24 protein-coding genes and 1 pseudogene are annotated in these 25,698 nt (G+C 69.5%); 13 read left to right on the forward strand and 12 right to left on the reverse strand.

Going from position 1 to position 25,698, the window contains the following annotated elements; genetic code table 11:
* Positions 1–44 precede the first annotated feature (44 nt).
* Positions 45–1,073 (forward strand): NADPH:quinone reductase, encoded by a 1,029-nt coding sequence (locus E3T54_RS11140; RefSeq protein WP_134475728.1) that lies wholly within the window; start codon positions 45–47, stop codon positions 1,071–1,073.
* A gap of 77 nt (positions 1,074–1,150) precedes the next feature.
* Here the strand turns inward: E3T54_RS11140 and E3T54_RS11145 are convergent.
* The 3 genes and pseudogenes from E3T54_RS11145 to E3T54_RS11155 form a co-directional block, all read right to left on the reverse strand.
* Positions 1,151–1,393, reverse strand: a pseudogene (locus E3T54_RS11145) (SRPBCC domain-containing protein); the annotation flags it as partial.
* 24 nt (positions 1,394–1,417) lie between these two features.
* Entirely contained in the window at positions 1,418–1,633 is a 216-nt protein-coding gene (locus tag E3T54_RS11150) for an SRPBCC domain-containing protein (protein ID WP_134475730.1), read from the reverse strand.
* A 33-nt stretch (positions 1,634–1,666) separates the two neighbouring features.
* Positions 1,667–1,990, reverse strand: a complete 324-nt coding sequence (locus E3T54_RS11155) for a helix-turn-helix transcriptional regulator (protein WP_166804899.1) — start codon at positions 1,988–1,990, stop codon at positions 1,667–1,669.
* 148 nt (positions 1,991–2,138) lie between these two features.
* Between E3T54_RS11155 and putP the strand changes: the two genes are divergently transcribed.
* A complete protein-coding gene (gene putP / locus E3T54_RS11160; RefSeq protein ID WP_134475731.1) occupies positions 2,139–3,671 on the forward strand; it encodes a sodium/proline symporter PutP in 1,533 nt (510 codons plus the stop codon).
* Positions 3,672–4,070: 399 nt separating this feature from the next.
* Entirely contained in the window at positions 4,071–4,916 is an 846-nt protein-coding gene (locus E3T54_RS11165) for a hypothetical protein (RefSeq protein WP_134475732.1), read from the forward strand.
* Positions 4,917–5,086: 170 nt separating this feature from the next.
* Here E3T54_RS11165 and E3T54_RS11170 read toward each other — a convergent pair whose 3' ends face one another.
* From E3T54_RS11170 to E3T54_RS11185, 4 genes are all read right to left on the reverse strand, one after another.
* On the reverse strand, positions 5,087–5,539 hold the full coding sequence (locus E3T54_RS11170; protein ID WP_134475733.1) for a DUF1294 domain-containing protein: 453 nt from the start codon (positions 5,537–5,539) through the stop codon (positions 5,087–5,089).
* An 8-nt stretch (positions 5,540–5,547) separates the two neighbouring features.
* Positions 5,548–6,558, reverse strand: coding sequence for a diacylglycerol kinase family protein (locus E3T54_RS11175; protein WP_134475734.1), 1,011 nt, complete (start codon positions 6,556–6,558; stop codon positions 5,548–5,550).
* Between the two features lie 317 nt (positions 6,559–6,875).
* Positions 6,876–7,658, reverse strand: coding sequence for an alpha/beta fold hydrolase (locus E3T54_RS11180; protein ID WP_134475735.1), 783 nt, complete (start codon positions 7,656–7,658; stop codon positions 6,876–6,878).
* Positions 7,659–7,941: 283 nt separating this feature from the next.
* Complete coding sequence (locus E3T54_RS11185) at positions 7,942–8,739, reverse strand: FadR/GntR family transcriptional regulator (RefSeq protein WP_134475736.1); 798 nt, start codon at positions 8,737–8,739, stop codon at positions 7,942–7,944.
* Positions 8,740–8,922: 183 nt separating this feature from the next.
* Between E3T54_RS11185 and E3T54_RS11190 the strand changes: the two genes are divergently transcribed.
* The 6 genes from E3T54_RS11190 (at position 8,923) to E3T54_RS11215 (ending at position 16,111) form a co-directional block, all read left to right on the forward strand.
* The gene (locus tag E3T54_RS11190) at positions 8,923–9,822 is read left to right on the forward strand and encodes a proline iminopeptidase-family hydrolase (RefSeq protein WP_241977181.1); all 900 of its coding nucleotides are present in this window, start codon (positions 8,923–8,925) and stop codon (positions 9,820–9,822) included.
* Between the two features lie 40 nt (positions 9,823–9,862).
* On the forward strand, positions 9,863–11,299 hold the full coding sequence (locus tag E3T54_RS11195) for an APC family permease (RefSeq protein ID WP_134475738.1): 1,437 nt from the start codon (positions 9,863–9,865) through the stop codon (positions 11,297–11,299).
* A gap of 3 nt (positions 11,300–11,302) precedes the next feature.
* Positions 11,303–12,223 (forward strand): acetamidase/formamidase family protein, encoded by a 921-nt coding sequence (locus E3T54_RS11200; RefSeq protein WP_134475739.1) that lies wholly within the window; start codon positions 11,303–11,305, stop codon positions 12,221–12,223.
* 270 nt (positions 12,224–12,493) lie between these two features.
* Positions 12,494–13,234, forward strand: coding sequence for a hypothetical protein (locus E3T54_RS11205; protein WP_198414473.1), 741 nt, complete (start codon positions 12,494–12,496; stop codon positions 13,232–13,234).
* Positions 13,231–14,910, forward strand: coding sequence for an FAD-dependent monooxygenase (locus E3T54_RS11210; RefSeq protein ID WP_134475740.1), 1,680 nt, complete (start codon positions 13,231–13,233; stop codon positions 14,908–14,910). Before E3T54_RS11205 ends, E3T54_RS11210 begins: the two co-directional genes overlap by 4 nt.
* Positions 14,911–15,175: 265 nt before the next feature.
* A complete protein-coding gene (locus tag E3T54_RS11215; RefSeq protein WP_166804900.1) occupies positions 15,176–16,111 on the forward strand; it encodes an alpha/beta fold hydrolase in 936 nt (311 codons plus the stop codon).
* 206 nt (positions 16,112–16,317) lie between these two features.
* Here E3T54_RS11215 and E3T54_RS11220 read toward each other — a convergent pair whose 3' ends face one another.
* Positions 16,318–16,920: a histidine phosphatase family protein gene (locus E3T54_RS11220; protein WP_134475742.1), complete on the reverse strand. Its 603-nt coding sequence runs from the start codon at positions 16,918–16,920 to the stop codon at positions 16,318–16,320.
* Positions 16,921–16,941: 21 nt separating this feature from the next.
* Between E3T54_RS11220 and E3T54_RS11225 the strand changes: the two genes are divergently transcribed.
* Positions 16,942–17,397, forward strand: a complete 456-nt coding sequence (locus tag E3T54_RS11225) for a hypothetical protein (RefSeq protein ID WP_198414474.1) — start codon at positions 16,942–16,944, stop codon at positions 17,395–17,397.
* A 94-nt stretch (positions 17,398–17,491) separates the two neighbouring features.
* Here the strand turns inward: E3T54_RS11225 and E3T54_RS11230 are convergent, their stop codons facing one another.
* The 3 genes from E3T54_RS11230 to E3T54_RS16830 all read right to left on the reverse strand — a co-directional run bounded on the left by E3T54_RS11230 (position 17,492) and on the right by E3T54_RS16830 (position 18,877).
* On the reverse strand, positions 17,492–17,803 hold the full coding sequence (locus E3T54_RS11230) for a putative quinol monooxygenase (RefSeq protein ID WP_134475743.1): 312 nt from the start codon (positions 17,801–17,803) through the stop codon (positions 17,492–17,494).
* Positions 17,804–17,961: 158 nt separating this feature from the next.
* Positions 17,962–18,246 (reverse strand): GyrI-like domain-containing protein, encoded by a 285-nt coding sequence (locus E3T54_RS11235; protein WP_174844415.1) that lies wholly within the window; start codon positions 18,244–18,246, stop codon positions 17,962–17,964.
* Between the two features lie 175 nt (positions 18,247–18,421).
* A complete protein-coding gene (locus E3T54_RS16830; protein ID WP_166804901.1) occupies positions 18,422–18,877 on the reverse strand; it encodes a GyrI-like domain-containing protein in 456 nt (151 codons plus the stop codon).
* A 291-nt stretch (positions 18,878–19,168) separates the two neighbouring features.
* On the opposite strand from E3T54_RS16830, the gene E3T54_RS11245 reads away from it, so the two are divergent.
* The gene (locus E3T54_RS11245; protein WP_134475745.1) at positions 19,169–20,143 is read left to right on the forward strand and encodes a DarT ssDNA thymidine ADP-ribosyltransferase family protein; all 975 of its coding nucleotides are present in this window, start codon (positions 19,169–19,171) and stop codon (positions 20,141–20,143) included.
* A 141-nt stretch (positions 20,144–20,284) separates the two neighbouring features.
* On the opposite strand, the gene E3T54_RS17715 is transcribed toward E3T54_RS11245, so the two are convergent.
* The gene (locus tag E3T54_RS17715) at positions 20,285–20,749 is read right to left on the reverse strand and encodes a GNAT family N-acetyltransferase (protein WP_370255450.1); all 465 of its coding nucleotides are present in this window, start codon (positions 20,747–20,749) and stop codon (positions 20,285–20,287) included.
* 166 nt (positions 20,750–20,915) lie between these two features.
* Here E3T54_RS17715 and E3T54_RS11260 point away from each other — a divergent pair, with 166 nt between their 5' ends.
* The gene (locus tag E3T54_RS11260) at positions 20,916–21,902 is read left to right on the forward strand and encodes a hypothetical protein (RefSeq protein ID WP_134475748.1); all 987 of its coding nucleotides are present in this window, start codon (positions 20,916–20,918) and stop codon (positions 21,900–21,902) included.
* Positions 21,903–22,094: 192 nt separating this feature from the next.
* Positions 22,095–25,688 (forward strand): bifunctional RecB family nuclease/DEAD/DEAH box helicase, encoded by a 3,594-nt coding sequence (locus tag E3T54_RS11265; RefSeq protein ID WP_134475749.1) that lies wholly within the window; start codon positions 22,095–22,097, stop codon positions 25,686–25,688.
* The last annotated feature ends 10 nt before the right edge of the window (positions 25,689–25,698 follow it).

Consider the following 25,698-nt stretch of genomic DNA (forward strand, 5'->3'; position numbering starts at 1 on the left):
TGGAGTTCTGGGAACATTCCACCCCTGTGCGCGTTGACCCTGACATGAAAGCCATTGTGTACAGCCAGACCGGTGACCCGTCCGTGCTTGAACTCGTCGATCGGCCGGTGACCGAACCCGGAGCCGGCGAGGTGCGGGTGCGGATGGTGGTCAGCGGCGTGAACCCCACCGACTGGAAGTCGCGCCGAGGCTTAGCGCCGGGCGAGGCCTTGCCGTTCGACGAGGTCGTGCCCGGCCAGGACGGCGCCGGCATCGTGGAGGCGGTCGGCGCCGGAGTGCAGCACGTCACGGTGGGCGACCGGGTCTGGCTGGCGCTCGCCGCGTACCAGCGCGCGCACAGCGGCACGGCCCAGGAGTTCGCGGTGCTTCCCGCCGACCGGGTCTTCGCGCTGCCGGCGAATGCGAGCTTCGACCAGGGCGCGAGCCTCGGTGTGCCGGCGATCACGGCGTACCGCGCGTTGACCGTGGCCGAGGACGGTTCGCGCCGGCTTCACCCGGGCGCCCTGGCCGGCAAGGTCGTGCTCGTGGCCGGCGGGGCAGGCGCGGTCGGGCACGCCGCGATCCAGCTCGCCCGGTGGGCGGGGGCATCCGTCATCACGACCGTGAGCGGACCGGCGAAGGCGGCGCTCGCCACGGCCGCCGGCGCGCAGCACGTTCTGAACTACACCGACTCGGACATCGTCGCCCAGATCCGGCAGATTGCCCCGGATGGCGTTGATCTCGTTGTCGAAGTCGCCCCCGCCCAGAATTCGCAGCTCGACCTCGCCGTCATCCGCAATCGCGGGTCCATCGCCGTCTACGCCAACAACGGCGGCGACCAAATGACGCTCGACGTGCGCAAGCACTTCAGCCTCAACGTGCGCTACCAGTTCCTGCTGCTCTACACGGTGGGCGCCGACGTGATCCGGGCTGCGGCCGAGGACATCAACGCTGCCCTCCGCGATGGTGCCCTGACCGTGGGGGAGGAGGCGGGGCTGCCCCTGCACCGGGTGGACCTGGCGCACACGGCGGATGCCCATGCCCTGGTCGAGAGCGCCGCCGTCGGGAAGGTGCTGATCGACGTCTCGCTCTAGCCCGCGAAACCGCAGTTGTGCGCGTCATTCGGGCGTTTTAGCGCGCACAACTGCGGTTTCGCGGGCTCGACCGGCGGCTACTCCACCACCGGCGCGATCAACTCCAGCGCCTCCCGCATCCCCTCGATCCGCAGCTCGGGGTCTTCTAGGTCGTCGAAGTAGACGCCCTGCTCGGTGAGGGTGAGGCGGGTGCCGGCATCCGTCGGCGTCAGCACGATCGAGGTGAGCGACACCGACAGCCGGGCGCCGTCGACGCGCATCTCGTAGCTGTACACGAGCCGCAGGTTCTCAACGATCTCGTGGTAGGTGCCGTCAAAGCGGGAAACCGGGCCTCCCTCGCCGAACTAGCCCTCGTTGAACTCGCGGCCTCCCTCTCGGATGTCCAGCGCCGAGCCGATCAGACGCCACGGCTCGGGCCCGTCGAACCACTTCGCCTTGATCGCCGGGTCGGCGAAGGCCTGGAACACCTTCGCGACAGGCGCCCTGTACTCGCGCTCGAGTTCGAAGGTCGAGTGGGTCAGCTTGCGCTCGGTCACGGCGCGTTCGGATGGCATGGTCATTTTTCTCTCCTTGTCGTGTGTTGCGATTGTCGGTCAGTCCTCGTCGAGCAGCGCCCCGAGCCGGTCGAGCCGGCTCTCCCAGGTCGTGCGGCGCTTGGCGATCCAGTCCTCGGCGGTGCGCAGCGCGACCGGGTCGATCCGGCAGGTGCGCACCCGGCCCTCCTTCTGCGTGCGCACGAGCCCGCTCTGCTCGAGCACCTTGAGGTGCTGCATCACGGCGGCCAGCGTCATCGCGAACGGCCGGGCCAGGTCAGAGACGGATGCCGGCCCGCGCGTCATCCGGTCGACCATCGCGCGTCGGGTGGGGTCGGCCAGCGCCTGGAACATGAGGTTGAGGTCGGGTGATTCCTTAAGCATGTACTAAAGTAAAGCACTTGCTAAAGTGTTGCGCAAGACCGCGTTCGATTAGGGAGCCCGCGTATTTCTGAGAGACTGGAGGTTTGCTCTCGCCCGTACTCCGGGCATCCGAATGCCCGAATGCCGGGCATCCGAATAAAGGAATCCAGTGACGGATCAGTTCTTTCAGCTCGTAGCCATTGCTTTGTATCTCGCCGCCATGCTCGCGATCGGCTGGTTTGCCTACCGGCAGACCAACGATCTCGACGACTACATGCTTGCCGGCCGCGGCCTGAAGCCCGGCGTCGCGGCGCTGAGCGCGGGCGCGTCAGACATGTCCGGCTGGCTCCTGCTGGGCCTCCCCGGCGCGATCTACGTGTCGGGCCTGGTGGAGGCGTGGATCGCCATCGGCCTGACCATCGGAGCCTGGCTGAACTGGAAGTTCGTGGCCCCGCGGCTGCGCTCTTACACGCACGTCGCCAACGACTCCATCACCATCCCGAGCTTCTTCGAGAACCGGCTCAAGGACACGACCCGACTGCTGCGCATTGTCTCGGGCCTGATCATCCTGGTGTTCTTCACCTTCTATGTGTCGTCCGGCATGGTTGCCGGCGGCGTGTTCTTCGAGAACTCGTTCGGCTCCACCTTCCTGACCGGCATGCTGATCGTCGCCGGAGTCACCCTGCTGTACACGCTGTTCGGCGGGTTCCTCGGCGCCACCCTCACCGACGTGGCCCAGGGCATCCTCATGCTCGTCGCGCTCGTCGTCGTCCCCGTGGTGGCCCTCAACGCCACCGGCGGCATCACCGCAACCCTCGACTCCCTTCGCGAGGTGAACCCCGACCTGCTCTCCCTGACCGCCGGCGGATCCGTGCTGGGCGTCATCTCGGCCGCGGCCTGGGGCCTGGGCTACGTGGGCCAGCCGCACATCATCGTGCGTTTCATGGCCCTGCGCACCCCGCAGGACGCCAGGGCCGGACGCCGGATCGGCATCGGCTGGATGATCGCCACCGCCGGCGGCGCCGTCGCCACCGGGCTGATCGGCATCGCCTACTTCCAGCAGCACCCCGAGGTGACCCTGGAGAACCCGGAAACGGTCTTCCTGCTGCTCTCGCAGATCCTGTTCCACCCGTTCGTCGCCGGCCTGGTGCTGGCGGCCGTGCTCGCCGCCATCATGAGCACCATCTCCTCGCAGCTGATCGTCTGCTCCTCGGCGCTGGTTGAGGACCTGTACAAGATCGTGGGCAAGAAGGATGCCTCGCCCAAGCAGATGATCATGCTCGGACGACTCGGTGTGCTGCTCGTCGCGATCGTCGCCGGAGTGATCGCGCTCAACCGCGATGCGACCATCCTGGAACTGGTCGGCTTCGCCTGGGCCGGTTTCGGCGCTGCCTTCGGACCCGTGGTGCTGCTCTCCCTGTACTGGAAGAAGCTCTCCACCTGGGGTGCGCTGGCCTCGATGGTCACCGGTGCCGTCGTCGTCTTCGTCTGGGGCAACTCCCCGCTGAGCGACACCATGTACGAGATCGTCCCCGGCTTCATCGCCAGCCTGCTGGTTGCCGTCGTGGTCTCGCTGCTGACGTACAAGCCGTCCGCTGAGATCGACGCCGAGTTCGACGCCGCCGTGGCGCAGGCCCACCACGACTACAAGGTGCCGGAGACGGTCTCAGTCGAGGACAGCACGGCAACACGCACCGTTTAGCACCACCTGGCACCACCCCTGCTGCACTGCCGGCGTGAGGGGTCGCAAATCGACCTTCCGGGGCCTCGGGAAGGTCGATATGCGACCCCTCACGGATCACGCTACCTGGGCTACGGGGTGCTCCTCTGGGCCTGGTTCATCGCCACGGGGATTGCGCTGATCCGGTTGGGGGCTGAGGACGCCTCGGGGCGAAACGGCCTGACCGTTCGCCACGCGCGAAATCCGCGCCACAACACGCCTCAGCGACCTCTGCACAGGACTTTCGGAGGTTAAACAGATCGTCCGGTCAGAAACCGCTGGCATGGTAGCGGTTTCGCCTGCGCCGATCCCGAGCGTGCAGGCCCGATGCTCAGCGAGCCCGACGCCACGATGCGCGGGCACGCAATCTGGAATACATTTATGCGCTCAGAAACACCCGAAACCACCCGCAGGCAGAGCAAGAAGACCCGCAAGGAACGATCACACCGCATCATTATGTTCGGCGCCGCGTCCCTCGCGATCGTCGGCCTCGTCACCGGCGGCGCCTTCGCGGCCCAGTCGTCGGCTGCGACGCAGGAACGCGTCGCAGCGACCACGGCGCTGGCCGAAAGCACCGGCTTCGACCGCGCCCAGCTCGGCTCCTACGCCGGCGTCGCCAAGGCGCACACCGAGCAGGATGCCTCTGTCGCCCTCGCCGCCGCCAACAAGGTCATCGCAGCCAACAAGCACAAGGTGGATGCGTCCGACCTCACCGAGGTCGCCAGCTCGCTGGCCAGCTTCGAGACCATGCCCCTCGACAAGGTCGTCTCGCTGACCGCCGAGACGAAGGCCGAGACCGCGTCCGTGACCCTGGCTGCCGCCGAGGCCGACCGCGCCGCGGCTGCTGCCGCTGCCGCCAAGGTCGCTGCCGCCCAGGCCGCCGCCGCCGAGGTCGCAAAGTCGCTGGCGACATCCAACACTCCGGAAGGCGCGAAGGCGACCGCCCGGGCGATGGCACAGTCGAAGTACGGCTGGGGGAGCGGCGAGTTCTCCTGCCTCAGCCAGCTCTGGGAGAAGGAGTCGGGCTGGAACTACCAGGCCTATAACCCCAGCGGTGCCACCGGCATCCCGCAATCGCTGCCGGGCAGCAAGATGGCCACGGCCGGTTCCGACTGGGCGACCAACGCGACCACGCAGATCGCCTGGGGCCTCGAGTACATCAGCGCGTCGTCGTACGGGACTCCGTGCGCCGCCTGGTCGCACTCGGAGGCAAACAACTGGTACTAAACCCGCGTCCCTCGCGCGCTCTCGCGCGCTGAGGGGTCGCCGGAGCGTCCCTCTCGCTGGGGGGTGTCCGGTGCTAGTGCCGCATCCTTCCTCCGTGAGGGGTCGCAAATCGACCTTCCCGGGCCTCGGGAAGGTCGATTTGCGACCCCTCACGACAGCGCGCGCGTGGTTCAGGCCACGAACGACGCGAGCTCGGCGACCAGCGGCGTAGCCAGCGCGACGAAGACGGCGACATTCGCCAGCACGCTCACCCAGAACGCCCTGCGGAAGCTCGCCTTCTGGGTCTTGTGGCGGAGCACCTGCTGGGCGACGACCGCGCCCGGCCAGCCGCCGGCGAAGCCAAGCAGCAGAAGCGTGCGTTCCGGCACGCGACGGCGGCCCGCGCCGGCAGCGGACTTATCGACCGCGTACACGATGAAGCACAGGATGCTCACGGCCAGGTAGAGCCCGGCAACCCAGTACGGGAGTGGCCAGGTCAGGCTGATCGCGATGAAGCCGATCAGGAACGCCAGGATCGCGAGGTAGGTGCCGGGGCCGGAGCTGCGTGCTCCGGAACCCCGCCCCGAGGCGGTTCGCGACTGCCGGCCGGCGGCCGCGGGCGTGCGGGGCGTGGGCGCAGGCATCCGCTGGGCTACGCGTCCTGCGGAACGCGGATGATCAGGCTTCCGGGCTCGATCCAGGCCTTCAGGGCGATGGCCTTGCCGAAGCCGTCGCCGTCGAGTTCGATCTCCTCGGGGTGGTGCAGGCGCAGCACGAGCTCGGTGCCGGTGGCGTAGTTGAGCGCGTCGACCTCCCGGGTGCGGAGCTTGTGACCGTGCCGGATTCGGCTAAGCACCCCGTTCTCCCAGATCACCTTGCTCAGGATCTGAAGCCAGCCCCAGACGCCCTTCGGCTTGAGCACTACGATGTCGAAGAGGCCGTCGTCGAGCGCCGCGTCCGGCAGCAGCTCGATCTTCGCCGGCAGCGAGCCGCAGTTGCCGATCATGATGGTGTGCGCGCGCAGGGACTGTTCGGGCTTCTTGTTCAGGCGGTACCGGAAATGCAGGTCCCGGCTGTCCTTGCCGACCGCGAGCAGCGCCTTGACGTAGGCCAGCCAGCCGGCCTTCTTCTTGAGGTCGTCGTCGGTGTTGGCGAGCATCTTGGCGTCGAGGCCGAGCCCGGCCATCACGAGGTAGGTGTGCCGGTCGACCGACTTGTCCTCGCGCTCGATGTCGATCAGCACGACGTCGATGGTGCGGTCGCGGCCGGTGAACGCCGAGCGGACGGAGAGCTCGAGGTCGTCGAGCACCAACTTGAGGTTGCGGGCGAGCAGGTTGCCGGTGCCCGACGGCAGTAGGGCCAGCGCGCAGTCCGTGCCGTGCACGACCTCGCCGACCGCGCGCACCGTTCCGTCGCCGCCCGCCACGAGAATGACGGATGCCCCGGCCTCGATGGCCTCCCTGGCCTGCCCCTGTCCGGGGTCGTCCTCCGAGGTCTCGAGCCAGAGCGTCTCCGGCCAGCCGGCCGCGGTCTGCTCGCCGCCGACGAGCCGCTTGAGCATGTCGAGGTCGACCTTGATCGGGTTGTAGACGACGGCGGCGAGGCCCTTGCGCGGAGCGGAGTCTGCCGGGGTCGCGGCTGCGGGCTTTTCGGTGATCGTCATGGGGCCGTCCGTCCGTCCGGGTTTGGGTGAGGGAATTCTATCGAACTCACTACTGAGACGGATGTCGCGGCCCGTTCGTCACGCCCGGGGCTCGACCCCGGCCCCGGTCGTCGATCCTGTCGAGATCCTCAGCCGAGGCCCGGATGCCCGCCCGCCGAGAGTCGCCGAATGCCCCGAGAATCGCCGATGCAACGGCGACTCTCGGCAGGAACGGCGACTCTGGACGGGAACGGCGACTCTGGGCGGGGACCCCGGGCTCGACAAGCTCGATCACCGCGGGGCAGTCGCTCGCGGGGCGTCGAACACGGGGCCGTCGATCACGGGGCGCCGAAGAACTCCACCAGCACCGGGGCGAGCACGGCGGGGTCTGCGGCGTGATCCTGGCCCTCGACGGTGACGTGCCGGGCGCCCGGGATCGCCTCCGCGATCACGGACGTCGCGATCCCCGCCCACGCCGGACTGTTCCCGCCGTGCAGGAGCAGGGTGGGCGCGGCGATTCGATGGAAGCGTTCGGTAGGAACCGAACCGCTGCCGACCAGGGCGAGGTCGTACGGCAACGTGTGGGCAATGGCCAGCATGCCCGGCCAAAAGGCTAGCTGCGTCATGCCCTCGACTACGGCGGGGTCGGCGCCCGTTCCCCGCATGAACAGCACGGCGGCGCGATCGCGATCGCCGGCATCCAGAGCGGCCTGAACGCTGTGGCCCCAGCCGTCGAGGGTGGGACTTCCGGGCTCCGCGGAGGTGTACGGCGGCTCGTAGGCGGCGAGCTTCGTGATCGGCAGGCCGGCCGCCGCCGCCTCGAGGGCGAGCACGGCTCCGGAGGAGTGACCATAGACGAACGCCGAGCCGCCGGCCGCCTCGATGAGCGCGGCGAGGTCCTCGATCTCGCGCTCGATGGCATACGGCTGGATGTCGGTGCTGTCGCCCCGGCCGCGCCGGTCGTAGGCGTAGACGCGGTAGTTGGCGGCGAGCAGGGAGGCGATCGCGCCGGCCGACTGTCGCGTGCTGAAGGCGCCGCCCACGAGGATCAGGGCAGGACCCGTGCCCCTCGTCACGTAGGCGATGGTGCTTCCGTCGGCTGATCGCACGGTCTCGGTCATCTGCGGCTCCCTCATCGTCGGCATCGCCGGCATCGTCGGCGCGAAACTGTACGCGCGTCCCTCTCGGCACGACACTGTACGCGCGTCACTGTCAGCACGAAACTGTACGCGCGTCACTCTCGGCGCAAAACTGTACGCGTCATCGTCGGCGCGCAGCTACAGCCCACCCTGACCCCGACGACATCGGAACGCAAGAACCTCCTCCGCGTGAGGGGTCGCATATCGACCTTCGTTGGCCGATTGAAGGTCGATTTGCGACCCCTCACGGCCAGAGCTGGATCGCCTAGGCCTCGGGTGCACCGGCCCGGTGCAGTGCTTCCTCAAGCAATTCCAGGTCGATTCGGGCGTGCTCGAGTGCGATCTCGCTCGCGTCAGAGGCCCGCTGGTCACAGATCGCATTCACGAGCCTGTCGTGGTCGGCCAGGGCGCGCAGTTCCATGGCCCGCATTCCCGTCGTCGACCCCCACAGGTGAGCAGGAGCCGCGATGCTGACCTGGGATTCAAGCTCGAACAGCACGGACTGAAGCGTTTCGTTGTGCGCTGCCGCGCAGATGGCGAGATGCAGCAGCTCGTCCGCGCGCTGCGACTGGGGTCCCGAATCGGCCGTGCGGAAGGCTTCGAGGCGCTCGCGCAACAGGGTGGCGTCCGCCTCGGTGCGCTTCTCCGCGGCCGCCCCCGCGATCGCACCCTGCAGGCGACTGACCGCGTCGCAGGTGTCGCGGATGCTCTCCCAGCGAACAGACAGCGTGCGGCGCACAGAGGCGTTGGATGTCGAGGTCCACTGCTCGCGCACGAACGAGCCGCCGCCGCGACCTCGCTGGGTTTCAAGCAGGCCCTGTTCCACAAGCCGCGCGATCGCCGACCGAACCGTCATGCGGCCCACTCCGAGGGATGCCGCCAGTTCGCGTTCGGCAGGCAGCTTTGACCCGGGAAGGTACTCGCCGATGGCGATCGCGGTAATGAGGCGATCCGTGATCTCATCCGCGCGTGACACGGGTGCCAGCAGCGTGCCCAGGGTGCCCGCGGAGTCCACGGACGGAGCGCCAACCGGCTCCAGCCGCGAGCGAACACTGCCGGTCATCGGCATCCTCCATCTGCGGTTGGCCTCGCAGGCAGGTGCTGCGGGTACTACGCCATATTAAACCCGAAAGATTGGTCTTGTCACGAGACCATTCTTGCGTCATGCTGATTCTCACGGTTCGTCGGTCCAATCACACAAGCGATCACACGGCCAATCACACAAGCGATCACACAAGGGAGTGCAGTGCCCACAGTAACCACGAGGACCATTCCCTTCCGGGCCTGGCAGACGTGGGTTCGCATCACCGAGCCGGATGACGCCCGAGCTGGTGCGCTTCCCCTGATCGTGCTCCACGGCGGTCCGGGCATGGCCCACAACTATGTGCGCAACCTCGGCGAACTCGCCGACACCGGACGTACCGTGATCCATTACGACCAGCTCGGCTGCGGCAACAGCACCCATCTGCCTGACGCTCCGGACGAGTTCTGGAATCCCCAGCTCTTCGTGGACGAGTTCACCAACCTGGTTGCAGAGCTGGGCCTGTCCGACTACCACCTGCTCGGCCAGTCCTGGGGCGGAATGCTGGGCGCCGAGATCGCCACGCGCCGCCCCGCCGGCCTCCGCAGCCTGGCCATCTGCAATTCGCCCGCATCCATGGCGTTGTGGGCCGAGGGCGCCGCCGAGCTCCGGGCCGAATTGCCTGACGACGTGCAGGAGACCCTGACCCGGCACGAACTCACCGGCGCGATCACGCATCCGGACTACCTGCGGGCGGCCGACGTCTTCTACGAGCGCCATGTCTGCCGCACTGTGCCGACCCCGGACGACTTCCAGGAGAGCGTCGCCCAGATGGAGGCGGAACCCACCGTCTACCACACGATGAACGGGCCGAACGAGTTCCATGTCGTCGGCACCCTGCGCTCCTGGAGCGTCATCGACCGGCTCGACCTGATCGAGGCGCCGACGCTCGTGGCGGCCGGCGAATTCGACGAAGCAACTGCCGGCACCTGGCAGCCCTTCGTCGACCACATTCCCACAGTGACCAGTCACGTCTTCCCCGACGCGAGCCACTGTGTGCACCTGGAACACCCCCAGGCGTTTCGGGCCGTCATTGGCGACTTCCTTGCTCGCCATGATTCCTGAACCGCGCCATCACCCACACCACTAACGAAAGAACACACCGATGACCGCATCACCGAGTTCGCCGGAGCTCAACGCGCAGCAGCAGCTTGAGTCCTTCGGCTACAAGCAGGAACTGAAGCGTTCCGTCTCCACCACGGATCTGCTCATCTACGGGCTGATCTTCATGGTCCCCATTGCCCCGTGGGCCATCTTCGGCACCGTGTACAACGCTGCCGAGGGCATGGTTCCACTGGTCTACCTGATCGGCCTCATCGCCATGATCTTCACGGCCCTCGCCTACGCGCAGATGGCGAAGTCGATTCCCCTGGCCGGCTCCGTCTTCTCCTACGTCGGCCGAGGCATCCACCCCACGGCCGGATTCTTCGCCGGCTGGGCCATCCTGCTCGACTACCTCCTCGTGCCGACGCTGCTCTACGTGTTCGCAGCGGAGTCGATGATCGGCATCTTCCCCGATTCCCCGCGGTGGATGTGGGCGCTCATCTTCGTGGCGATCAACACCGCGATCAACCTGCTGGGAATCACGTCGATCAAGCTGATGAACCGGGTCTTCCTCGCCATCGAGCTGGTCTTTGTCGTCATCTTCGTGATCATCGCGGTCAACGCGCTGGCCAGCGGCTCGGTGCCCGGTGCGGAGTTCACGATCACCCCGCTCTGGGACGCAAGCAAGGTATCCGGGCCGCTGATCGCAGCAGCGCTCTCCATCGCCGTCCTGAGCTTCCTCGGTTTCGATGGCATTTCCACCATGGCCGAAGAATCCACCGGCGGCCGCAACTCCGCCGGCAAGGCAATGATCATCGCCCTGTTCATCGTGGCCTTCTTCTTCATCCTGCAGACCTGGCTCGCCAGCGCGCTTTCCGCTGGACGCGGCACATTCAGCGACAATGAGGTGGGCAATGCCTTCTTCACCGTCGTCGAAGCCGCATCCAACAGCGGTTGGGCGACCACGTTCTTCGTGGTCAACGTCCTGGCGATCGGAATCGCAAACGCCATGGCAGCGCAGGCCGCCACATCCAGGCTGCTCTTCTCGATGAGCCGGGACCGTCAGTTGCCGAAGTTCCTGAGCAAGATCAGCACCCGCCAGGTGCCGAAGAATGCGATCCTCCTGGTGTCGGCGCTCTCCGCCGTACTCGTGCTCTTCTTCGTCGGCCAGATCGACCTGATTGCGGCCCTGGTCAACTTCGGCGCGCTCTTCGGGTTCATGCTCCTGCACCTGTCGGTCATCGTGTTCTACATCGTGCGCAAGAAGTCGACGAACTACCTGCTGCACCTCATCGTGCCGGTCGTCGGGTTCCTCATCATCGGCTACGTCCTTCTCAACGCCAGCGACCTGGCCAAGATCGGCGGTCTGGTCTGGCTCGTGCTCGGCGCCGGAGTCTTCCTGTACTACCGCGTCACCGGTCGAAAGACCGCACTGTCCGGCGAGGACCTCGAGCAGCCGCTCGCGGTTCCGGCGACCGGAGAGCGGGCCGGCCTCTAGACCATGGACCACTTCCTGGACAAAAGCCACGGCCAGCCCGGCTTCTCGGCCGATAGCGCCCCGGCCCTCCGCATTGTTCCCGGTACGGGAGAGCGGATCGGATTCGAAACCAGCGACGAGGTGTACGCGCAACTGCACGAGCACCACGACATGGGCAAGCTGACGGCGCAGATCAACCCGGTCACCGGTCCGGTCTACGTCGAAGGCGCCGAACCGGGCGATGCGCTCGCCGTCACCATCCACGAGATCCGGCTGAAGGACTGCGGCTGGTCGGTGAGCCTCCCCGGCTCCGGCGCCTTGCAGAACGTCATGGGCGAGGAAATGTTCACCCGGCGGGTGCCCATCGACGCGGCCGGCGTGCATGTCACGGATCGCCACGTGTTCCAACCGCTCCCGATGATCGGGTGCATTGGCACGGCACCAGCCGTGGGAACGAATTCGACGATCATGCCGTCCTACCCACAGGGCGGGAACATGGACGTCACGGATTGCCGCCCGGGCTCGACGGTGTACCTTCCGGTCATGATCGACGGTGCCTACCTGTCGATCGGCGACATCCACGCGATCATGGCGGAGGGCGAGTCATCCTTCATCGCGATCGAGGCGGAAGGCATTGCCGTGGTCAGCATCGATCTGGTCAAGGGCATGACCCTGCGGGCTCCACGCGTCGAGACGGCGGAGGAGTGGATCTTCGTCGGCCTGGGAGATCCCGTGCAGGAGAGCATCACCCGCGGCTACGAGGACATGTTCCACTTCCTGGTCGACGACCACGGGTGGGACGAAGGGGATGCCTTCGCCGTCATGAGCGCCGTCGGGCACTCACGCCTCGGTGGGCCCACCGGCTCCACGGCGCCCGACCCGCTGCATCCGTTTACGGCCGTCGGTGCGGTCACGGTGCACCGCCTTCCGAAGAGCGTGCTCTGAGGCGGCGCGAGTAGGCAGCGCGAGTAGGCGGCCGAGCCTGTCGAGATCCCGGTCTCGACAGGCTCGCCGCCGGTCTGGGTCGACCGCCTCCTCCGCGTGAGGGGTCGCATATCGACCTTCGTTGGTCGATTGAAGGTCGATTTGCGACCCCTCACGACCGGGGTGGCTCGATCGCCGGAGGGCCTTGGCAGGCGACCACCGCCTGCCTAGGCTGGCAACGATTCGCACCACCAGCTCAGCAGCACGCTACCTCGTTTCGGGAGGTCAGTCATGGACAACATCGTGATCGAGAAACCGCCGGCCGCCGTCTGGCCCGCCGCGAAATCGCTCGCCACCTGCGCCGTCACGACCGCAGTGCTGCTCGCGCAACGCCGCATCCACCTGCCCCGGGCGATGACCGGCCGACGGATCCGCTTCGCCGACGGGACCACGGCATCCGTCTACCGCGAAACCGTGGTCGACCGTGGCCCGACGGGTGACCCCGCCGTACTCGTGGTCTGCTTCCGGCTCGTGCTCGTGCGCGGCAGGGGGCACGCCCTGTTCCGGTTGGAGAGCATCCTCAACACCCCGCTGTTCGTCGGGTTCCCGGGGTACGTGTCGAAGCTGTGGATGACGCACGACTCCCGCGGCACCTACCGCGGCATCTACGAATGGGACGGCCCGGCGCTGGCCGAGAATTACGCGCGCACCCTCTGGCGGGTCCTGGCGCTCGTCTGCGTGCGCGGCTCGATCCACTACCGGGTGCTGCCCGGGATCCGACGCGACGACTTCCTGCGCAACCCGGATGCCGTGGCCGAGGCCGTGGGAGCAGCCGGCGACCGAGCCTGGTGGCTGCCTGCCCAGCCCGTGTTGAGCGAGGCCGTGCCGGCCGTGCCGGGTCCGACCGTGCCGGGGCCGACCGTGCCGGGGCCGACCGTGCCGGGGGCGACGGGGGCGACAGGGGCGACAGGGGCGACCGAGCCGGGACCGGCAGCGCCGCAGCAGACCACGCCGGGGCCGGCGCGCACGTGACCACCCCGCCCGTCGACGTCCTGGTGGTCGGGGCCGGCACGACCGGCCTCGCCCTGGCCCTGCAGGCGCACGACCACGGAGCGCACGTGCGTATCGTGGAGCGCCGGCTCGACCTGTTCCGCCCGTCGCGGGCGATGATCATGCACCCGCGCACGCTCGAGCTGCTCCGGCCGCTGGGGGTGACGGATGCCCTCCTCGCGAGAGGGGACACGGCCGCCGCCGTCCGTCTGCACGTGGGCTCCCGGGTGGTGCCGGTCGGGATCGAGCGGCTCGACCTTCCCCGCACCGCCTTCCCGCACCTGCTGCTGATCCGCCAGGCCGACGTGGAGGCGGTGCTGGTCGAGGCGCTCACCGCACGCGGGGTCACGGTCGAGCGCGGCGCCGAGCTGGTGGGCATCCGCCCGGGCAAGAGCCACCGGGCGATCCTCCGGCACAACGATCACGACGAGGAACTCGAGGAAGTTCCATATCGGTACCTCGCTGGCTGCGATGGTGCGGCGAGCGTCGTGCGGGACCGGATCGGCGCCTGGCACGGCGGCGACTACGCCGAGGAAGTCGTGCTCGCCGACCTGGAGCTGAGCGGCACCGGCACGTCCGCCGACCGCGCCGCAGCCGACGCCCCCGCCGGCGACCGCTCCCGCGCCCACGCCGCCGACCGCGCCGCAGCCGACGCCCCCGCCGGCGACCTCGAGCCGGGCGTCGCACACGTCGTGGCCGGCCGGCGCGGGCTGCTGTTCCTCTTCGCGATCGGCGAACGCGCCACCTGGCGGATGCTCGCCACGCGCGCGGCGGGGGAGTCGCGGCATCCGTTCGGCCAGCCCGGTCCGCCCGTTCCGCGCGACCAACTCCAGGCGCTCGTCGATGACGCCGGCCTCCCCGCGCGGATCACCGAGGTGGCCTGGTCGGCGCAGGTGCGGCTGCAGTACCGCCTCGCCACGCACTTTCGCCGCGGCGCACTCTTCATCGCCGGCGACGCCGCGCACGTGCACTCCCCGGCCGCGGGGCAGGGCATGAACACCGGCATCCAGGATGCCCTCAACCTCGGCTGGAAACTTGCCTTCGCGGCCGGGGCCGACGCCTCCGGTGCGGCCCCGCGCACCGAGTTGCTCGCCTCCTACGAGCGGGAGCGGCGTCCGGCGGATCGGCGCGTGCTCCGGGTGACGCACGTCATCTTCTGGGCCGAGGCCAGCCTGCATCCGCTCGCGCAGCTCCTGCGCTCGGTCGTCGTGCCGCTCGGCGCGCCCCTCGCTCCGTGGCTGATGCGACGACGGCGGCTGGTGGCCGAGGGCGCCCGCCTGATGTCCCAGTTCGGGCTGCACTATCGGGGCAGCCGGCTGTCGGTCGAGGGCGTTGCCGCACCCGGATCGCGGCCGGGGTCGGTCCGTCGCGCGCGCGTCGGCTCGCGCCTGCCGGATGCGCTCGTGCGGTGCGAGGGCCGGCGGGTTCGGCTGCATGAGCTGATCGCCAAGCCCGGCGTGCACATCCTGCTGCAGAAGGATGCTGCCGTGATCGACACCGGGCTGCTCGGCCCGATGACCCACGTGCACCGGCTGAGCGACCGTCCGGGACGCGGCGTGGCCGTGATCCGGCCGGACGGCTACGTCGGATTCCGCGCCGCAGACGTGGACCAGGACCAGCTCGGCGCCTGGCTGCGCCTGGTTGGCCTGGCTCCGTGAGCGGACCGGGCGGGCGGGTAAGACCGCGGGAGGCGGCCTTCCGGGCGACCCGGCGACGGGCCGGGCGACTGGGCGACGGGGCGTGGCGACTGGGCGGCTCGGCGTGCGCGGCCCTGCCCGGAGTCGACGGCGCATCCCGGGCCCCGGGGAACGTCGTCGTCCATCCCTTTGCGGGGGGATCGGGCCGCGGGTATTGTCCCCCTCGATTCCTCTCGGAGCCGCGCGCGGCATCCGGAACCGTCACGCCGAGCGAATGGGTGATCCGATGTTCGACCACACAGCCAGCAACACGCGATCCGGCCCATTCGGCGCCCGCAACGGCAAGCGGGCCCCGGGCACGCGCATGTACGGCAGACTGCCCGGCGGGCTGCCCTTCCTCAGCCTCGGGGCGGGTGAGCCGCTGGTCTTCCTGCCGGGGATCGGGGCGCACAACGAGGGCCCCGTCGGCATGGAGCGCTGGGCGCAGGCACTGATGCTGGAGCCCTATGCCCACAGTCGTCGTGTCTGGTGGGTGAACCGACGGCCCGGGCTCGCGCCGGATGCCACGATCGCCGACCTGGCCGGCGAACTCGCCGGCGCGCTGCGTCGCCAGTTCGGTCGTCCGGTCGACGTGCTGGGAATGTCAACCGGCGGCAGCGTCGCGCTGCAGCTGGCGGTGGACCACCCCGACGTGGTCAAACGGCTCATCATCGTCTCGGCCGCCTACCGGCTCGGTGAGCGGGGGAGGAATGCGCAGCGACGCGTCGCCCAGGAGGTGCAGGCGGAGCGGCCGAGGCGGGCAGGCGCCGCGGCGTTCGCGATGCTCGGAGCCGGGCCCGCGTCGCGGAGGCTGCTGGGGGTGCTGGGCTGGCTGCTCGGCCGCTCGATGTACGGCAAGGCCACGCCCGACATGATCGCCACCATCCGCGCCGAAGACCAGCTGGACCTCAGGGATCGGCTGCACGAGATCTCCGCCCCGACCCTGGTCATCGGCGGGGAACGCGACGCGTTCTACAGTGAGCACCTGTTCACGCAGACCGCCGCGCTGATCCCGAATAGCCAGTTGCTCCTCTACGAAGGCCAGAGCCACATGGGCACGTCGACGAGCCGCGACCTCGTCTCGGACGTGCTCGGCTTCCTCGATGCGCAGGACATTGCGCCGGGGGCGGCGCCGGGGCGGAGCATCCGGGTCTCGCGCCGACGTGACCGTGCAACTGACTGACGCCCGCGGGCCGGTCGTGGCCCCAGCCGCCGGCCCGGGTTGAGTTGCGGACAAAGTACCTTCGCGCGCGTGGGGAAGGTACTTTGTCCGCAACTCAAATAGGTGGCCAAGGGGTCCAGCCCACGCACCAGCCCACGCACCAGCCCACGCTCGAGCCCAGCGCCCCAGCCCGCACGCCCGCGCTCCGGGCGCAACCAGGTCCGCCCTTAGAGCACGGGATCCATCGAGTCGAGGTGACAGGCGTCGTTCCACATCCGCAGCACCCGGTTCTCGCGCTCCCAGCCGAGGGTTGACACGGTCGCGGTGCCGAGGCTCAGGTTCCGGCCGGCCGTCGGCGGCAGGCCCATCCAGCGGGCGGCCATGATGCGCAGGAAATGCCCGTGTGCGAAGACGGCCACCGGTCCGTCGGCGGCCAGGCAGGCCTCGATGGTGCGGTCGGCGCGTGCGGCCACCTCGTCCACGGATTCGCCCGCCTCGACCGGGTGGGTCCAAATTGACCAGCCCGGGATGTCCCGGCGGATGTCGTCGGTCGTGCGCCCCTCGTACACGCCGTAGTCCCACTCCAGGATGTCGTCGCTCGCGACGCCCTGCCCGGCGTACCCTGCCCGTTCCATGGTCTCCCACGCGCGCGCGAGCGGGCTCGACAGCACGAGGGAGAACGCCTGGCCGTCGAGCATCTCGCCGAGGGCATCCGCCTGTCGGCGTCCGAGCTCGGTCAGGGGGATGTTCGTGCGTCCGGTGTGCTGGCCGGTGACGCTCCACAGGGTCTGCCCGTGCCGGATCAGGGAGACGGTGTTAGTGCGTGTCATGCGACGAGTCTAGGAGTGTCGGTGGCTGCCGATATCGTCACCAGCATCTACTCGCTAACGCTCGTGCCACGAGACGAAGGAGAGATGATGAAGGCATTTGTGGCCACGAGGGTGACCCAGGGCAAGCGCCCGAGCGATTTCAGCCACTGCATCGACGGGGAACTCGTCTGGATGATCGACCCCTGCCCGTTGAGCAGGCGCCATCCGGACGGCCCGTGCGGCTGCGGGCGCTCGTTCTCCGGGATGAGCACCGACGGGTACACGACGACGGCCGTGGTGCGCGACATCCCGGGTTTCAGCCGCGGCGACTACGAGATGGCGCTTCGGTCCTGCTTCGAAGCCCAAGGCTGGTGCCCGTGCTGCCTGAACCGGTCGGTGCCGGACATCGTCGACGAGCTGATCGACCTGGCCGCGTCCTGGGCCGACGGAACAGTGGTCGGGCGCCGCCTGGACCGGGTCCTGGCCCGGCACCGGTGACCCCGATGGCCGCGCCCCGCCCCGCTGGTCGAGCCCCGCCCCGCTGGTCGAGCCCCGCCCCGCTGGTCGAGCCGATCGAGACCGGGCGACTAATTCAGAGCGCGCCCTGGAGCTCGTTCCCCGCGGGGATCGGCGCCAGGCGGGTGACCTCGACGGGGCCCTCGAGTAGCCCGACGAGCGCTGCGTTCAGGCGCTTGACCGCGTCGCCCGCGCCGTGGGCGTCGAGCAGCTCGGCGGATTCCCAGGACTCGATCATGATGACCTGGCCGTTCGGGGCCTCGTGGATCGCGTAGAGCAGGCAGCCGGGCTCCTCGTGGACCTCGGCGATGGCCGGGGCCAGGGCGGCGACGACCTGGTCGAAGGCGCCGGCTTTGGGGGTGAATACGGCTGTGACAACGATGGACATGATTTCCTGACCTGACTGGTTGGCGAGTACGGGGGCGCAGTTGGTGCAACCGAGGGCGCGTTCCGCGGAGTGCACCATTCTCGCCCAATTACGGCTCGCCGGTCGCCCCGGGTTCCGGCCCGGGGATCGGGCCCGGGCGGCATCCGGGCGAACGCCGCTCAGGCCAGCGGCCAGACGATCCGCGTCTGCCAGGTGGACGGGTCCGGGCTGCTGTCCGGGTCGGTCAGGTATTCCTCCCACATGTCCTCGCCCAGCTCGAGCTTCTGCTCCGCCACCCAGGCCATCAGCTCCCCGTAGGTGCCGGCCAGGCCGTCGTACGACCCGGTGTGGATGGTCTGGATCGCCGGACCGCCGGGGAGCGTGACGACGACGACATCCGCGGTGCTTGTGACGGGCTCGGCAACCGGGAATCCCACGGTCACGTCGACCGTGTCGGTCGGCATGCCGTGGTACAGCGCGAGCGGGGGGGGGGGGGGGGGGGGGGGGGGGGGGGGGGGGGGGGGGGGGGGGGGGGGGGGGGGGGGGGGGGGGGGGGGGGGGGGGGGGGGGGGGGGGGGGGGGGGGGGGGGGGGGGGGGGGNCAGGATGGTGCGCGGCTCGAGTTCGACTCGTTCGGCCTTCATGCCAGCGGCCGGACGATGCGGGTGGTCCAGGTCGACGGGTCGGGATCGCTCTCGGGGCCGGTGAGGTATTCCTCCCACATGTCCTCCGACATCGTCAGGTCCTTCTCCGTCACCCAGGCCATCAGCTCGTCGTAGGTGCCGGTCATACTGTCGTACGACCCGGTGTGCACGGTCTGGATCGCCGGACCGCCGGGCAGAGTGACGACGCTCGCCTCCGGCGTGCTCGTGACCGGCTGCTCGACCGGGAAACCCGCGGTCACATCCACGATGTCCGTGGGTTTGCCGTGGTACAGGGCAATCGCCGGCCCGGCCGGATACGCGCCCTGCTTGCCCAGTTCCGCCGCCGACGTCGTGAATGCCCGGCCGAAGTAGTCGACCATGGCGGTGATCGGAATGACCTCGTGCACCCCCATCATGGTGCGCGGCTCGAGATCGACTTTCTCGGCATTCATTCTGGCTCCCTGGCTGCGATAGCGGATGCCTGGCCCCGAGCGAGGCCGACGGTGGCCAATGTAGTCCGCGCCCGGGGCGGTCGAAAGGGGACGAAAGCCAGTCCACGCCCCTGCGCCGACCTCCGGTGGCGCAGTGTCCGGCGCGCCGCCCTCAGCGTCATCCACCGAACTATTTGCTCCCCCCGGGCCGCCAGGTCGGGTCGTTCTGACCACGTTCTGTCCCCGCTGAGCTCGAAATGAACGTAACGTTGACAGGTGGGGCAGGGGCGCCACGCTACGAAAGGTCATTACTTGAACGACGAATGCATTCACGGGCTCGAAGGCAACCTCTGCGATCAGTGCTTCCCGAAGGCGGCCCCCACGGCTTCCGTTTCGGCACCCGTTTCGCGGGCCTCCTCGGCCTCCGGGGTCTCCAAGCGGGCCAGCCGCGCACGCGAAGCATCCGCTCCCACGGCGCTGCGCACCCCGCGGGCCGAGCCGAAGCCCACCCGGGCGACGAAGACTGCTGCCGTGCCGCGGGCATCCGCCAAAATGCCGGCCGACGTCGGTGAGCAGCGGATCTACCACGTCACTCACATCAGCAACCTGACCGGCGTCCTGAGCAGCGGCGCCCTCCTGGCCGATGCCAGCAAGGCCTGGGAAGGCCGTCCGGCCGTCGACATCTCCTCGGCCGAGACCCGCGAATCACGCCGGTCCATCCTCGTGTCGGGCCAGGGCAGCCTGAGCGTCGCGAAGTACGTGCCGTTCTTCCTCTCGCCGGACGCCAGCGTCTGGGACAGCATCCGTGCGCGCAGCGACGACCCGCGCCTCGCGCTCGATCCCCACGGCTCGGCCCCCTTCGACTTCGTCATCCTCGTGAGCACGGTCAGGAAGGCGCTCGACGCGCAGGCCGCAGCCGCTGAGTCGGCGCCTGGGTCGGCTGCGGAATCGGCAGCATCGGCTCCCGAGTCGGCAGCCGTCGCCGCCTCGGCCGGCGTGGTTGCCGCCGACGGCGACGCCGCGGGCGTGCTGACCCGGTTCGGCACGACCCGAGCGGATACCGAGGGTGTGCTGCGCAAGCTGCGCGCCGACCCGGAGTCCCCGGCGATCCTCGAGGCAGAGTTCCTCATCGAGGAGACGTTCCCGTTCGAGCTGGTGACGCTCATCGGCGTGGCCAACGACAAGGTTCGCGACCTGGTCAAGCCCATCCTCGCGGCGTCGTCGCACCGGCCGAAGGTCGCCGTGTACCCGCCGTGGTTCCAGCCCGCGGAAGAGTCCGCGGAGTAGTTCGCGCGGCAGCTCCTCCCACGCGCGGCAGCTTCCAACTGAATTGCGGGCAAACAACCTTCGTCGGGCGCGGGAAGGTACTTTGTCCGCAACTCAGCGCCGCGCGGCGGATGTCGCGGGCTCGTGGGCCCGCGGCGCGCGCTATCGGGCCAGGAGCCCGGTGCGTTCGGGGTGCCGTTCGAACCATGCGCTGACGTACCAGCAGCTCGACACGATTCGATAGTCCGTCGTGGCCTCGATGTCGGTCACGGCGAATTCCACGAGCTCGGCTGCGTAGCCGTGCCCTCGCTGGGGCGGCTGCGTGTAGGTGCGCGTGAGTGCGATGATGTTGCCGTTGATGGCGTAGTCGACGATGCACGCCAGCTGGCCGTCAACGCGCAGGGTGTAGCGACGGTCATCCGGTTCGTGCGCGAATTCGTGGGCCATGGCTTCAGCGTACGTACTCGGCGGGAGTGGCGCACTCAGCGGGCTTCGCGGGCTTCGTGGGCTTCGTGGGCTTCGCGGGCGTGGCGGGCGTGGCGGGCGTGGCGGGCGTGGCGGGCCTGGCTGGCGTGGCGGGACTGGCGGGCCTCGCGGGCCTGGCGAGCGCCGGCGTGGCGAATCCATCAGCACCACATCAGCCTTCGACGACCCTCCCCGATCCGAGTTTGAGTTGCGGACAAAGACCCTTCGTCGGGCGCGGGAAGGTACTTTCTCCGCATCTCAACCGGGTGGGCGCGTGGCCTGTGGACAATTCGCACGCCGGGGGCGCGAAAACGGCATCCTCCATGACATGACAGCACGGGTTCCGCTCCCCGACGATTTCGCCGATCGCCCCTTCCTCATCGCAGCTGCCCGAAGCGCCGGGGTTGGCGCGTCGCGGCTGAGGGGAGCCGACCTGCATCGGCCGTTCTGGGGCATCCGTTCACCGGCCCCGCCCGGCGACGCAGCCGATGCGCCCGCGCCCGCAGCCCACGCCGCCGCATCCTCCGCCGGCCTCACCGCTCTCGAGGCGCTCTGCCGGGCGCTCGCCCTGCGGATGCCCCCGCACGCCTTCTTCACGCACGAAACCGCGGCCCGGCTGCTGCGGCTTCCGCTGCCGCGGGCGTTCGAGTCGGCGCCCCCGGTGCACGTCGGGATCGCCGCGCCCGCCCGGGCCATGGACGCGCGGGGCGTGGTCGGGCACAGCATGCGCATCCGGCCGGAGGAGATCGTGCTCTGGCGGGGCCTCCGCTTCACCGGCCCCGCGCGCACCTGGCTCGACCTCGCGGCCCGGCTCGCCCTCGTGGACCTCGTCGCGGCGGGCGACCACGTCGTGCAGTTGCGGCAGCCGCTGGCCACGCTGGACGAGCTGGCGGATGCCGTCGCCCGCTACCCGAGTCGCCGCGGCCTCGCCCTCCCGCGCGAGGCCCTCCCGCTCATCCGCACCCGGTCCGAGTCGCGGCGCGAGACGAAGCTGCGCGTGCTGATTGTGCTCGGCGGACTGCCCGAACCCGAATGCAACCTCAACATCTACGACCCGCGCGGGCGCCTCCTGGCCCGGGCAGACCTCGCCTACCCCGAGTTCAGGCTGCTGCTCGAATATCAGGGAGATCACCACCGCACGGATCGGGCGCAGTGGCGCCGGGACATCCGCCGGGTCGGAAACCTGGAGGACCACGGCTGGCAGATGCTGCAATTCACCGACGATGACCTGCAGGATCCGTCCGCGCTCATCGCGCTCATCGAGCTGCGATTGCGAGCCCGCGGGTGGACCGGAACGCGACGTCCGCCTCGCTGACTCGGCCCGCTGACTCGGCCTGCTCGCTCGCCCACCAACCCCGCTGAGTTGCGGAAAAAGTACCTTCCCGAGCGGCGGGAAGGTACTTTGTCCGCACCTCAACGGAGGGAGCGCAGGCAAGAGCGAGACGGCCGGGCAACGGATGTCAGACCCTCCCGATACTCTCGACAGAGAGCGACCGGAGGGGGAGCGATGTACCTGCTGAACGGCGGTGTGGTCACCAGCGCGAGCGACCTGACCACGGCATCCAAGTGCGAGTTTGCCTTCCTGCGCTCCCTCGACGCGAAGCTCGGCCGGATCGCCGCGGCAGAAAAGAAGGCCGACGCCATGCTCGAGCGCACCGGCGTGCTCGGCGACGAACACGAACTCCGCGTGCTCGAGGGCTACCGGGCCAGGTTCGGCGAGGGAGTCGTCGAAATCGAACGGCCCGACACCCGCGCGGACGGCGCCCTGGAGGCAGCGGTGGCGGCCACCGAAGCGGCCTTCCGGGGCGGTGCCGACATCGTCTTCCAGGCGACCTTCTTCCGCGACAACTTCCTCGGCTTCGCCGACTTCATCGTGCGCCAGCCCGACGGACGGTACCTCGTGCAGGACACTAAGCTCGCCCGCAGCGCCCGGGTCACCGCGCTGCTCCAGCTCGCCGCCTACGCGGACCAGCTCGAGTCCCTGGGCTTCGAGACCGCCGACACCGTGCAGCTGCTGCTCGGCGACGGAACCGTGAGCGAGCACCGGTTGGTCGACATCCTGCCCGTGTACCGCAAACGCCGGGCCCGACTGCTGCAGATCATCGCCGAGCGTATGGCGGATACCGCGCCCGTGGCCTGGGGCGACGCGCGCTACGCGGTCTGCGGCCGCTGCGCTGTGTGCGAGGGGGAGGTGCAGAGTCACCGCGACGTGCTGCTCGTCGCCGGCATGCGCGTGACGCAGCGGGCGCGGCTCGCGGAGGCCGGGATCCTCACGATCGACGCGCTCGCGGCGTCGGGCGCCACGCTCGGCACAGCAGACACGCCTGCCACGGCAGTCACGACAGGCACAGCAGCCACGCCAGCCACCCCAGCCACGCCCGACCAGCCCAGCCAGCCCGACCAGCCCAGCCCGACGAGCGAGATCCCCGGCATCGCCGACAGCACGCTCGCCGCGCTGCGGGCCCAGGCGCGCCTGCAGGTCAGCGCCGTCGAGAACCAGCCGCCGCCGGTCGAGCTCTACAACCCGTCGGCGCTGGCCGTGCTGCCCGAACCCAACCCGGGCGACATCTTCTTCGACTTCGAGGGCGACCCGCTCTACACCGAGGGCACCGGCGAGAGCTGGGGCCTCGACTACCTGTTCGGACTCGTCGAGCCCGACGAAACGTTCCGCGCCTTCTGGGCTCATACCTGGGCCGAGGAACGGGTGGCGCTTCGCGACTTCCTCGACTACCTCGGCGCCCGCCGCGCCGAGTTCCCGGGCATGCACGTCTACCACTACGCCTCCTACGAGCGCACGCACCTGCTGACCATCGCCGCCCGGCACGGCGTCGGCGAAGACGAGGTCGACCAGCTGCTGCGCGACAATGTGCTTGTCGACCTGTACCCGGTCGTGAAGAAGGCCATGCGCGTGGGGTCGCACTCGTACTCGATCAAGAAGCTCGAGCCGCTCTACATGGGCGACGAAATCCGCGACAAGGAGGGCGTCACGAACGCGGCCGACTCGATCACCGCGTACGTCGCCGCGCGCGACGAGCAGGTCACCGGCGATGCCGCCGAGGGGCAACGGATGCTCGACGCCATTGCCGACTACAACCGTTACGACTGCGTGTCCACGCTCCGCCTGCGCGACTGGCTGCTCGCCCGGGCGGCCGAGCGCGGCATCCCGATCGGGGCGATGCAGCCCGAGAAGGACGTCGCGGAGCTCGAGCCGTCTCCGCTCCGCGAGGCGCTGCTCGCGCTCGCCGGCGACCCGCTCGACCCGGACCGCGGCCCCGAGCAGACGGCGGCGGCGTTCGCGGCCGCCGCGATCGACTACCACCGCCGGGAACAGAAGAGCTTCTGGTGGGGCCACTTCGCCCGCCTCGCGCAGCCGATCGAGGTCTGGCGCGACACCCGGGACGTGCTCGAGATCCACGACGTGCGCCTGGAACGCGACTGGTACCGGGAGGGCGGCCAGCGCGTCGACCGACGCGAGCTGTGGCTGCGCGGGCAGTGGGCGCCGGGCAGCAGCGTCAAACCGGGCGAGCAGGCCGGGCCGTACCTGCTCTACGACTACCCGGGGCCGTTCCTCGACCCGAAGGCCGAGGCGGGATCCCGCTGCGCCAAGCCGGTCAAGATTCTCGCGGTCGACGACGACGGCAGCGTGCTCGTCGAGGAAACCCTGGGCAAGGACGTCCCGCCCTATGCCCACCGGCCGATGGCCCTCGCCCCGTCCGCTCCGCCCAAAGCGGGCAGCCAGAAGCCCGCAATCGACGAGTGGGCCCAGGCCATCGTCGACGCCCAGCCGGGGTGGCCGAACGACCCGATGGTCGACATCCTGCGCCGTGTCCCGCCGCGCACCCGTTCCGGCGCGCTGGCGTCCCTGGCCCCGTCCGATGAGCACGGCCGGGACCGGATCGAAGCGGTCGTGCGGAGCCTGCTCGACCTCGACCGGTCCTACCTCGCCGTGCAGGGACCGCCCGGCACAGGCAAGACCTACCTCGGCGCGCACGTCATCGCCGACCTCGTGCGCAGGCACCGCTGGAAGGTCGGCGTCGTCGCCCAGTCGCACGCCGTCGTCGAAACCCTGCTCGACGCCATCGTCAAGGCCGGCCTCGACCCGAGCCTGGTCGGCAAGGTCGCCCAGGTCGGCAGCTCGCCCGACGCCGCCGCGGATGCCGCCTTCACCGTGCTGGCCAAGGACGGACAGCTCCACTTCGGCCTGGACAACGCCGCCACGGGCTTCGTCGTCGGCGGCACGGCCTGGGACCTGAGCAATCCGGCCCGGATTCCCCGCCGCAGCCTCGACCTTCTCGTCGTCGACGAGGCCGGCCAGTTCAGTCTCGCCTCGACGATCGCAGCGAGCGTCGGCGCGAGCAACCTGATGCTGCTCGGTGACCCGCAGCAGCTGCCGCAGGTCAGCCAGGGCACGCACCCCGAGCCGATCGACCAGTCCGCGCTCGGCTGGGTGAGCGCCGGGCACGACGTGCTGCCCGAGGAGCTGGGCTACTTCCTCGCCGAGAGCCGCCGGATGCACCCCGCGGTAACCGCGCCGGTGTCGCGCCTGTCCTATGAGGGACGATTGCGGTCGCATCCGGTCGCCGCCACGCGCTCGCTGGCGGGCGTGGAGCCGGGCCTGCACGTGCTGCCGGTGCGGCACGTCGGCAACGCGGTCGAATCTCCGGAGGAAGCCGCCGAAGTGGTCTCGCTGGTCCGCCGGCTGCTCGGCACGAGCTGGACCGACCCGACCAAGGACCGCTTCGGCGAGCCCCTCTGCGAGGACGACATGATCGTCGTGACCCCGTACAACGCGCAGCTCGGCACCGTGCGGAACGCCCTCGCGGCGGCCGGCTACTCGCACGTGCGCGTGGGCACCGTGGACAAGTTCCAGGGCAAGGAGGCGGCGATCGCGATCGTGACCCTGGCGGCATCCTCGGCCAACGACGTGCCCCGCGGGATGTCCTTCCTGATCATGAAGAACCGGCTGAACGTCGCGATTTCGCGGGCCAAGTGGGCGGCCTTCCTCGTCTATTCGCCGGCGCTCACCGACTACCTGCCGGTGACCCCGGCCGGCGTCGCGGAGCTCAGCGCGTTCATCACTCTGGTCGAGCCCGCCGCGTAGTCGCTCAGCC

The sequence above is a fragment of the Cryobacterium sp. Sr8 genome (assembly GCF_004403225.1).
Classification (GTDB): domain Bacteria; phylum Actinomycetota; class Actinomycetes; order Actinomycetales; family Microbacteriaceae; genus Cryobacterium; species Cryobacterium psychrotolerans.